Origin of the sequence: Streptomyces sp. ActVer (genome assembly GCF_027270795.1) — a bacterium.
In the GTDB taxonomy this organism is placed as follows: Bacteria; Actinomycetota; Actinomycetes; order Streptomycetales; family Streptomycetaceae; genus Streptomyces; species Streptomyces umbrinus_A.
This window is the reverse complement of the sequence record NZ_JAPWHT010000402.1, coordinates 1-9,577: the sequence shown is the minus strand read 5'-3', so window position 1 is coordinate 9,577 and position 9,577 is coordinate 1. Positions and strand designations below refer to the sequence as shown.

Genomic DNA, 9,577 nt, shown 5'->3' with positions numbered 1-9,577 from the left:
CCCGGCGGCCACGGCTGGCCGGCCATGTGGCGGCGGCCGGCGCGATGCTGGACGACGCCCTCGCGGTGCCGCTGCTGTTGGCCGCGGCCGGCAGCAGTGTCAGGTTCAACCAGGAGTGGGCGGTGCGCAGTTACCACTCGGTGCTGCGGCATCTGCCGCCGCACGACCCCAGAACACCCGGCGTGCTGCACGAGTCCGCCGGCCTGAGCCTGCGCCACTCCGACCACAGCGGCGTACTCGCGCTCGCCGAGCCGCTGCTCGCCTGTCTCGACGTGCCGCACGGCGACGATCGGGAGGACCCGGGAGAGCGGGGGGACCGGGACGGTCTGGAGTGGGTCACCCGGGCCTGTGCCCTGTCGGCGCTGCACGAGCACCGGTCTCCGTACGACGAAAACGCCGACCCCCGATACCGTGCGGCGCTCGAACGGGTGCCTGCCGCCCAGGTGTTGGCGACGCTCGGCGGCCGGTACGGGATCGGCCCGAGCGCGCCGATGACATCCCGGCCGGGGGCGGAGGCCCGGGAGCCCGGCCCCGGTACTGGTCCCGGTTCCGGCTTCGGCTCTGGTTCCGGCTCCGGGCCGGTTCCGTCGGCCGCGGAGGTTCGGCTGCTGGCCGCCGCCGCGGGAAGCGGCGCCGAGTTCGAGCGGGCCCGGCAGGGCATGCCGGAGGACGCCCTCGGCGAGGCGGCCCTGGACCGGCTGCGGAACGCCGCCGCGTACGGGGATCTGGCGGGTGCTCTTGAGGCCGTGCTCGGTGAGCAGCGGTACGTCGCGGCGGGGGAGAGCACCGCCGTCCGGTACCACTCCATGGTGCGCGACTACCTGACGGGGGACTGGGACAGTGCCCTGTCGTGCGCCCGCCGGATCGAGACGCGCGGCCGGTCCGGCGGCGCGGCCGGCGTCGGACAGCTGGCCCGGGCGCTGGCGGCCGAGATCCAGCTCATGCGCGGGGAGTTGGGGCGCGCCCGCGAGTGGCTGGACCTGATCCCGGACTCTGTCGCCCATCCGCTGGTGGCCCGGGCGCGGCTGGGCGTCCGGTACTGGTCGGGGCAGGTGGACGAGGCACTGGTGGACGAGGCCTTGGAAGCGGCACGGCACGATGTGCGGCGGGCGCGCGGGAGCGGACTGCTCGCGGGCCTCGACAGGGTGCTGCTGCGGATGCTGTCGATCACCGTGCGGGGCGCCGGCCCGGAGGCGACGCGGAGGACGCTGGAGGAGTTGGAGGCGCTGTACGAGGAGACCGCCTCGCCGATGACGTACGAGGCTGTGCTCGTCGCCCGGGGGACGGCGCACGGTGACGCGGACAGTGCGCTGGCCGCGTACCGGTTGGTGCGGCGGCGGGTCGATCTGCCGTTGAGCGTGGACTGTTGCCAGTGCCTGACCGAAGTCGGCGACGACCCGCAGCGGTGGCTGGACGAGGCGATGCGGAGCGGGCACGCGCTGGGCATGGGGCGGCCCGTCCGCAGCCTGCTCGGCGCGGCGGCGCGGCGGCGGAACGTGTCGATCCCCAGGCGCCGTGCGGCCCGGGCGGGGCTGAGCGATCGCGAGGTGCGGCTGATCGGCATGGTGAGCGACGGGTCCACCAACCGGCAGATCGCCGCCCGGCTGGCGTGCAGCGAGAAGACCGTGGAGCAGCGGCTTTCGCGGCTGTTCCAGCGGACGGGCTGCCGTTCCCGGGTGGAGCTGGCCGCTGCTTGGCTGGACGGCAGCCTCGCGCGACAAGGTCTGGTGCCGGGCCACTAGCTCCCCTGGGCGCCCTCGAAGCCCGGCCTCGGTTCCTCCGGGTGACGCCTCGGTTCCTCGGGCGGTCGGCCGCCCAGGAACATGGTGTCGAACGCCCCCGCCCCGTGATAGCTGAGCTGAATCGTCGGGCTCTCGTCATAGGGCCGGCGTGCCCAGTCGACTCTGGGGTCCCGTCTGGCGTTGGGCCGGAGAGGTGCGTGCCGTGGTGTCGTCGGCCGTGCTGTGGTGGGTCGTGGTGTTGTCGGTTGGCCGGTCTCGAAGGCCGCCCAAGCCGCCACGGCATGGGCCGGTGTGTTGTCCGCCGGTTCTCCGACGGTGGATACGCCGACCGCGGGCGGGAGTTGGGACGGGTGCGGGGCGTAGGCGGGGTACGGGGGTGCTCCGGGACCGTAGGTGTCCTGTCGGCGCTGTTCGTCCTGCCGGCGGAGTTCGTGCGGTCCGCGGAGTTCGTCCTCCCGCGGTGCGGGCTTGCCGCCGCTGTCGCTCGTCACCACCACCGTGACGCCGACGATGATCAGCAGGAGCCCCGGGACGGTCGCGGCCGCGACACCCTGGTCCATCAGCGACCACGCCATGAGCGCGGCCACCGGAGTCTCCAGCAGGAGGAGGACACTCATCGTCGTCGCCGATGTCCTGCCGAGGACGAAGTTCAGCGCGCCGAGCCCCAGCAGCTGCGGGAGGATGAGCAGGCCGAGCAGCGACAGTTGTGTGGTCCTGTCGAATCCGGTGAGCGGGATGTCGAACAGCCAGCAGGCGGCGAGGAGTTCGAGACCGCAGACCAGCGAGGTGACCGTCGAGTACAGGGGTGTGCTCACGTCCGCCCGCGACTTCTCGCTCAGCGCGGCGTACCCGGCCTGGGCGACGGCCCCGGCGAGGGCGAGCAGGTCGCCCAGCAGGGCCGTACGGCTGCCGGACTGGATGTCCACACCGGCGGCCGCGGCCGCTCCGATCACGGCGAGTGTCAGACCCGCCCATGTCCTGCGGGACGCCCGGACACCCTGACCCGTGGCGATGAGGGCCTGCCAGACGGGCTGGGTGGCGACGAGCGCGGTGGACATCGCGACCGAGGTCAGCTGCGTGCTCGTCATGAAGGCCGCGAAATGGAGGGCGAGTGCCGTGGCCGCGAGGAAACCGAAGACCATGGGCCGCCACTGCTCCCGGCGCAGCAGCCCGCGTTCGCCGCGTGCGACGCGCACCACCTCGCGGCGGCGCAGTATCAGCAGGAACGGTCCGAGGGTGGCGAAGCCCAGGGCGTTGCGCCAGAACGCCATGGCGAGCGGCGACGCGGTGGCGGCGGCGGTGAGCGGGGCGGTGGCGGATATGGAAACCACGGCGACCGCCATCGCGGCTATGGACAGCGGATCGATTCTGGATTTCACTCGCGGAACTGACTCCGATTCGAGCATGGGGGAACGCGGATCCGACGCTGCATGTCATGGGGGAAGCCATCGGTCCGCCTCTTGGCGATACGGACTGTAGGGGACGGTCGGCGTGGCGCTCGCCTTGTTCAAAAGCCGCTCAATGGCCGCTTCGCGGGTGGTGGAAGCGGCTGCCCCGGGGCGGTGGTTCGGCCGGCACAGTGCCGGTTCGCCGAGGGCCCGTAGCGCCGGTCGTGGCGATGTCTGCGCTGCTCAGAGACTCGTTGGTCGGAGATGGACGGGCCGGGGTGCCGGCTCGTCACCGGTGAGGGAAACAGCCCGGAAAAGCCGTCGCCGAAGTCGGGATTCAGCGATTTCGCCGACCGCGCCTCGCGCTCACCACGATCTGAATTCGGCCCGTCTGTGCAGTGCGCGGCGGACTGGCGGGCAATGAAATTCAACGAGGTCGTGCCGGCGTCGATGCCCCACCGCGGTGCCTGATGGGAATGCCGGGAGGCTGCGCGGCGGGGGCATCTTTTACCGCGACAGGACGATCCGGGCGACCGCGAACGTGCTGCCGATGCTCCACGGGGTACGGGTCACCCGCTGACGTGGTCCTCCCGCGTGCGCAGGCCCGCCGCCTCCGCGATGACGCGGGCCGTGCGCAGGCCCTCGCGGTGGGCGCTTCCGGAGTGGGCGGGGCGGCAGCGTCCGAGTTCGGAGGCGTACTCGGCCATGACGGCGCCCGAGTGGTCCGTGGTGAGCACGGTGAGGGGTGCCGGGCGGCCGCAGGCGGCCAGGGCGGCCTGGAACTCGTGGGCGTTGGCGAAGTCGCAGACCCGGTCCGCCGTGCCGTGCACGAGGTGGATGGGCAGCGGCGGGGCGGAGGCGCAGACGGCCATCGGGGAGGGCAGGCCGAGCAGCGGCTCGGGCTGGTTGTAGCGGGCGGCGATGCCGACCACGGCGGCCGGGCGCCAGCCCTCCGGCGGGTCGGGGCGCAGGGCCGTGGCCATCGCGGCCCGGCCGCCGAGCGACCAGCCGACGAGGACGACCTTCGCCGGGTCCCGTACGAAGTCCCAGGTGAAGCGGAGGGACGCCGCCAGGTGGGGGCGGCCGCCGTCGGGGGCGTCCGGGTGCCAGTCGGGGACTATGACGGTGGCGCCCAGGCGGGCCACCTCCGCGGCCAGGGAGCCCAGGACGTCCCGCTCGGCCGGGCCGCGCCCGTGCCAGAGCAGAACCGTCGGGGCGTCCGCGGCGGCGGCGCGATGGATGTCGAGGAGCTGACCGTCGGAGGAGTAACGGACGGTGTCCATGACTGCGGTGCTCATGGGGTTCCCCTGTCTTTACGGCGGTTCAGCGGCCCGCGACCCGGTCGGCGATACGCGCGATCCGGGACGACTGTGCGGCATGGGTGGTGACTTCGCGGCGGTCGGCGGCTCGATACGTCGCGTACATGCCGTGTACCCCGAGCCAGCGGAAAGGCTCCGGTTCCCACTTGCGGACCTTGTGTTCGACCCAGGGGAGGGTGGTGAGGTCGGTCGCCCCGGATTGGCCGGAATCCCGCTGGATCAGGTCCCGGAGGGTGCGTGCGGCGAGGTTGGCGGTGGCGACGCCGGAGCCCACATAGCCGCCGGCCCAGCCGAGGCCCGTGGAGCGGTCGAGGGTGACCGTGGCGCACCAGTCGCGCGGGACACCGAGGACGCCCGACCAGGCGTGGGCCACGGCGACGGACGAGAGCTGGGGGAAGAACCGGACGAGGATCTCCCGCAGGGCGTTGACCGTCGACGCCTGCGTACGGCCGTCGTTGTCCGTGCGCGAGCCGAAGCGGTACGGGACTCCGCGGCCCCCCAGTGCGATGCGGTCGTCGGCGGTGCGCTGGGCGTACATGTAGGCGTGCGCCATGTCACCGAGGGTCTCGCGGCCCTCCCAGCCGACGGACTCCCACTGGGCGGGGGTCAGGGGCTCGGTGGCGATCATCGAGGAGTTCATGGGGAGCCAGGTCCGCTTCTGGCCCTTGAGGGAGGCCGTGAAGCCCTCCGTGCAGCGCAGGACGTAGGGGGCGCGGACCGTGCCGTACGGGGTGACGGCGTGCTTGGGTCTGATCTCGGTGACGGGCGTCGACTCGTGGATCGTGACACCGAGCGCCTCGACGGCCGCCGCCAGGCCCTTGAGCAGCTTGACGGGGTGCAGGCGGGCGCCGTGCGGGGTCCAGGTGGAGCCCACCGCGTCCGCGACCTTGATCCGCTCGGCGGTCTCGCGCGCGCCGTACAGCTCGCGGTCCTTCTCCCCGTACGAGAGCTCCGTCTCGTGGAAGGTCTTGAGGCGGGCCAACTGGGCCGGCGTGCAGGCGACTTCGAGTACGCCGCCCCGGTGGACGTCCGCGTCGATGTGCTCTTCCTCGGTGACCCGTACGACCTCGGCGACCGTGGCGTTCATGGCCTCCTGGAGGCGTACGGCGGCCTCGTGGCCGTGCAGGCGCGCGTACCGGTCGCGGCCCGCGATGCCGTTGTAGAGCCAGCCGCCGTTGCGGCCGGACGCCCCGTAGCCGCAGAACCGCTGCTCCAGGACCGTGATCCGCAGGAAGGGGGCGGCCTTCTTCAGGTAGTACGCGGTCCACAGGCCCGTGTAGCCGCCACCTACGATCACCACATCGGCACTCGCGTCCCCGGGGAGGGGCTCACGGGGCGCCGGGAGTCCGTCCTGCGCGTACCAGAACGATATGCCGCCGTTGACTACGGTGCGGGGCCCGTCGGCGGTGCGGGGCGCGTGCGCCGCGCGTGCCGTGTCGGTCGCGCGGTCCGCGTTCTCCGTGCTGCTCATGCGCGGGACGTTAGCTTCTCCGGGTGGCGGGTGTCTCCTTCGGATTCCATGGTTGCGTGAGGTGATGGTCATGGTTCGGTATGCGCGGCTGCTGGAGCGGGGTGAGGAGTTCCTGGAGCGGTGGGGGCTGCGGCAGGAGGGGACGCCCATGAGCGGGCAGGTCTCGGTCGTGCTGCCGGTGGTGCGCGAGGACGGCACGCGGGCCGCGCTGAAGCTCCAGGACGTGGACGAAGAGACCGTGGGCGAGGGCCTCGCCCTGCGGACCTGGGGCGGCGACGGGGTCGTACGGCTGCTTGAGGACGACGCGGAGACGGGCACGCTGCTGCTCGAACGGCTCGACGAGGGGCGGCCGTTGGCCGCCGTGGCGGATGTGATGGAGGCCACCCGGATCCTCGCGGAGCTGTTGGCGCGGCTCACGTCCGTGCAGGCGCCGGAGGGGCTGCGGACGCTGGACGGCGTCGTCGCGGGGATGTTCGAGCGGTTGCCGGCCGTCCTCAGGTCCCTTGAGGGGCAAGGCGGGGCCGAGGACGATCGGCGGCTGCTGGAGGACTGCGCGGCGGCCGTGCGGGAGGTCGCGGGCGAGCCCGGGGACCGGCTGCTGCACTGGGATCTGCACTTCGAGAACGTCCTCGCGGCCGAGCGCGAACCGTGGCTCGTCATTGATCCGAAGCCGCTGGCGGGAGACCCGGGGTTCGAACTGCTGCCCGCGCTGTGGAACCGGTACGAGGAGGGGCAGCCGGCGCGGCGCTTCGATCTGCTGACGGAGACGCTGGGTCTCGACCGGGAGCGGGCCCGGGCCTGGACGCTCGGGCGGGTGCTGCAGAACTCGTTGTGGCAGGTGGAGGAGGGGGAGGGGCTGGACGTTGAGCAGGTTGCCATTGCGCGGGGGCTGCTTGGGCGTTGAGGCCGGGGGAGAAGGGGGCGCTTGGGCGTTGGCTCCGGCTGACCGCCCGGATATTTGCTCTGACCGACGGCAGCGCCGTCGTAGCCTGCCCGCATGATTCGTACCGCGACTCCCGCAGATGTGCCCGTGATCCACTCCATGGTCCGTGAACTGGCCGAGTACGAGAAGGCGTTGGAGGAGGTCCGGGCCACCGAGGAGCAGTTGCGCGAGGCGCTCTTCGGGGAGCGGCCGGCCGCGTTCGCGCACATCGCGGAGTCGGCGGACGGCGAGCCGGTCGGGTTCGCGCTGTGGTTCCTCAACTTCTCGACCTGGCGCGGCGTGCACGGGATCTACCTGGAGGACCTGTACGTACGGCCGCAGGCGCGGGGCGGTGGGTACGGGAAGGCGCTCCTCGGGGAACTGGCCCGGATCTGTGTGGAGCGGGGGTACGAGCGGCTGGAGTGGGCCGTACTCAACTGGAACAAGCCGTCCATCGACTTCTACGAGGCGTTGGGGGCCCGGCCGCAGGACGAGTGGACGGTGTACCGGCTCACGGACGGGGCGCTTGCGGAGTTGGGGCGGCCTCTGCGAAGTCCAGGTTCGCGGGGGAGCTCGTGGAGGCGGTCCACGTCCGTGACGGCCGGTTCGGCGTAGCCGCCCGGGTTGAAGCCCAGGTGTGCCACCACGCGTTTGCCCAGCCAGAGGGCTGCGACGCCCTCGCCGAGGGACTCGACCGTGCCGGCGACCTCGCGGCCGGGGATCGTGGGGAGTGCGGGCAGCTCCGGGAGCGGGCCCTTGATGCCCGCCCGGATCGCGGTGTCCAGGAGGTGTACGCCCGCGGCGGCGACCTGGATGCGGACCTGGCCGGGGGCTGGGCGGGGGTGGGGCGCGGTGCGGCTGCCACTGGCGTTCAACCTCAAGCGTGCTTCAGGTCAAGGCTCGACCTCGTTCGCGTGCCCAGTGCCAGTGACACCGCCTCCAGCGCGCTGTTGAACGACACCTCGGAGAGCACGCCCGGTGCCGCTACCTGGTCCCCCGCCAGGTAGACGTCGTTTCCCCTGTCGATGCGGGGGCGGTCCCGCCAGCTCGTACCGGGCAGGTCCACCGCGCCTGTGCGGCCGTTCGCCAGCGCCTCGCGGCGGTACGTCACCCGGTCGCGCCAGGCCGGGAACGCCAGGTCGAGTAGTTCCTCGGCGCGGGCGATGCCGTCCGCGCGGGACTCGTGCGGGGCGATCGGGATCTGGCCCTGGAGGAGTTGTTCGCCCGCCGGGGCGAGCGTGCGGTCCTGGGCCGTGAACCGCTCGATCCAGCCCGGTGCGTCCAGGTCGGAGACTGCGAACGCGTCGCCCCTGCGGGTACGGACCGCCAGGTCGATCAGGGCTGTGCGGCCGCTCGTCCACGTCAGGGAGCTGTCCCTGAGGAGGGTGCGGGCCGCGTCCAGGGAGGTGGCGACGATGACCGGGCCGTGCTCGGTGGGGAGTTCGTTGACGCGGGCCAGGGTTTCCACTCGTACGCCCAGGTTCCAGGCCCTTGCCGCCATCCTGTCGATCACGCTCGCCCAGCCGCCGCGCGGGTAGTGCGCCTCGGGGGGCAGCTTTGTCGCGCGGCGCAGGCGTTCCTGTACGAACGCGGCGGAGAGGGCGCCCGGGTCGTGGTGGAAGAGGGCGACGGCGGAGTAGTGGGCCGCCGCGGTCGCGCTCTCGTCGCCGGCGATGTCCGTGGCCCAGGTCCTGAAATCCTGGTCCACGGGGGCCTGTTCGGCCGTGCGGCGGAGGAGTTTGAGCATCGCGAACGGTGGGGTGCGGCGGAGGGTGCCCTTGTGGCGGAGGCGGAGGCGGGCGGCCTCCAGGGGTGGGAGCGGGGCGAGTTCGCCGATCAGGTCGCGTTGGCTGAGCCAGGTCCAGTGGGGGCCGCCCTTGTAGAGGGCGTGGGGGCCATCGTTCGTTTTGTACGGGCCCTCGGTGGTGCGGGCTCGGCCGCCGAGGGTGTGGTGGGCTTCGTACACGGTGACCTTGGCGCCTGCTTCCGCGGCGGTGATGGCCGCGGTGAGGCCGGCGAAGCCGCCGCCGACGACGGTGATGCGGTGCATGGGCTTGGGTCTCCTCTGGTCCGGGGGCTGTGTTCCGGGTGCCTGGGGTTCGTTGGGCGATTCCTCTCCTCTATGACTCTTCGGAGGCTTCGGAATGTGACATCGGGCGTATTTTGGCTGCTCAGGGGGGCTGTCAGTGGGTGGGTGCAGGATGGGGGGATGGTGAGGAACGTGGCGAGGGCGGGAGCGAAGGTGGGCGTCAAGAAGGCTCGGCGGCCCGAGGTGCGGTTGCCGCCGCTTGAGCCTTTTGGGGGTGGGGGGCTGGAGCCTGACGGGGACTATGACGGGCTGCGGTTCAGTGACGTCGACTTCGTGGGGCAGGACGGTGGGGGTGCGCGGTTCATGGACTGCGCGCTGGTGGGGTGTGCGGTTGATGAGACTCGGCTGCATGGGGCGCGGGTGCTGGACTCTGTGCTGAGTGGGATCCGGGGGGTGGGTACGGATCTTGGGTCTTCGACCTTCCGGGACGTGGAGGTTGTTGATGCCCGGCTGGGTGGGGTGCAGTGGCACGGGGCCGTGCTGGAGCGGGTCGTTGTCCGTGGGGGGAAGATCGACTACCTGAATCTGCGGGAGGCCCGGCTCAGGGATGTCGTGTTCGAGGGGTGTGTGCTCGTCGAGCCGGACTTCGGGGGTGCTCGGCTGGAGCGGGTGGAGTTTGTGGACTGCGTGCTGAAGGGGGCGGACC

8 protein-coding genes and 1 pseudogene are annotated in these 9,577 nt (G+C 72.1%); 4 read left to right on the top strand and 5 right to left on the bottom strand.

From position 1 onward, the window contains the following. On the top strand, positions 1-1,742 hold a 1,742-nt coding region (locus O3Q52_RS41465; protein ID WP_269653727.1), incomplete at its 5' end, for a helix-turn-helix transcriptional regulator. Here the strand turns inward: O3Q52_RS41465 and O3Q52_RS41460 are convergent. The 3 genes from O3Q52_RS41460 to O3Q52_RS41450 all read right to left on the bottom strand — a co-directional run bounded on the left by O3Q52_RS41460 (position 1,739) and on the right by O3Q52_RS41450 (position 5,920). After that, positions 1,739-3,121 carry a DMT family transporter gene (locus O3Q52_RS41460; RefSeq protein ID WP_269653726.1) on the bottom strand — a complete coding sequence of 461 codons (1,383 nt, stop codon included), beginning with the start codon at positions 3,119-3,121 and terminating at the stop codon, positions 1,739-1,741. The genes O3Q52_RS41465 and O3Q52_RS41460 overlap by 4 nt on opposite strands. 578 nt (positions 3,122-3,699) lie before the next feature. Next, on the bottom strand, positions 3,700-4,428 hold the full coding sequence (locus O3Q52_RS41455; RefSeq protein WP_269653725.1) for an alpha/beta hydrolase: 729 nt from the start codon (positions 4,426-4,428) through the stop codon (positions 3,700-3,702). A gap of 25 nt (positions 4,429-4,453) precedes the next feature. Next, complete coding sequence (locus tag O3Q52_RS41450) at positions 4,454-5,920, bottom strand: FAD-binding oxidoreductase (RefSeq protein ID WP_269653724.1); 1,467 nt, start codon at positions 5,918-5,920, stop codon at positions 4,454-4,456. Positions 5,921-5,990: 70 nt separating this feature from the next. On the opposite strand from O3Q52_RS41450, the gene O3Q52_RS41445 reads away from it, so the two are divergent. Both O3Q52_RS41445 and O3Q52_RS41440 read left to right on the top strand, forming a co-directional pair. Beyond that, complete coding sequence (locus tag O3Q52_RS41445; protein WP_269653723.1) at positions 5,991-6,824, top strand: aminoglycoside phosphotransferase family protein; 834 nt, start codon at positions 5,991-5,993, stop codon at positions 6,822-6,824. A gap of 93 nt (positions 6,825-6,917) precedes the next feature. Then, on the top strand, positions 6,918-7,457 hold the full coding sequence (locus O3Q52_RS41440) for a GNAT family N-acetyltransferase (protein WP_269653722.1): 540 nt from the start codon (positions 6,918-6,920) through the stop codon (positions 7,455-7,457). 71 nt (positions 7,458-7,528) lie between these two features. On the opposite strand, the pseudogene O3Q52_RS41435 reads toward O3Q52_RS41440, so the two are convergent. Together O3Q52_RS41435 and O3Q52_RS41430 are read right to left on the bottom strand one after the other, a co-directional pair. Further along, a pseudogene (locus O3Q52_RS41435) lies at positions 7,529-7,717 on the bottom strand (hypothetical protein); the annotation flags it as partial. Between the two features lie 2 nt (positions 7,718-7,719). Beyond that, positions 7,720-8,892, bottom strand: coding sequence for an NAD(P)-binding protein (locus tag O3Q52_RS41430; protein WP_269653721.1), 1,173 nt, complete (start codon positions 8,890-8,892; stop codon positions 7,720-7,722). Positions 8,893-9,051: 159 nt separating this feature from the next. Here O3Q52_RS41430 and O3Q52_RS41425 point away from each other — a divergent pair. Beyond that, positions 9,052-9,577 (top strand): pentapeptide repeat-containing protein (locus tag O3Q52_RS41425; RefSeq protein ID WP_269653720.1); only part of this gene is annotated, 526 nt, incomplete at its 3' end.

Excerpts from the sequence above, each read along its gene's own strand:
- O3Q52_RS41430 (WP_269653721.1), bottom strand. The coding sequence starts at position 8,892 with ATGCACCGCATCACCGTCGTCGGCGGCGGCTTCGCCGGCCTCACCGCG.
- O3Q52_RS41450 (WP_269653724.1), bottom strand. The coding sequence starts at position 5,920 with ATGAGCAGCACGGAGAACGCGGACCGCGCGACCGACACGGCACGCGCG.
- O3Q52_RS41445 (WP_269653723.1), top strand. The coding sequence starts at position 5,991 with ATGGTTCGGTATGCGCGGCTGCTGGAGCGGGGTGAGGAGTTCCTGGAG.
- O3Q52_RS41455 (WP_269653725.1), bottom strand. The coding sequence starts at position 4,428 with ATGAGCACCGCAGTCATGGACACCGTCCGTTACTCCTCCGACGGTCAG.
- O3Q52_RS41440 (WP_269653722.1), top strand. The coding sequence starts at position 6,918 with ATGATTCGTACCGCGACTCCCGCAGATGTGCCCGTGATCCACTCCATG.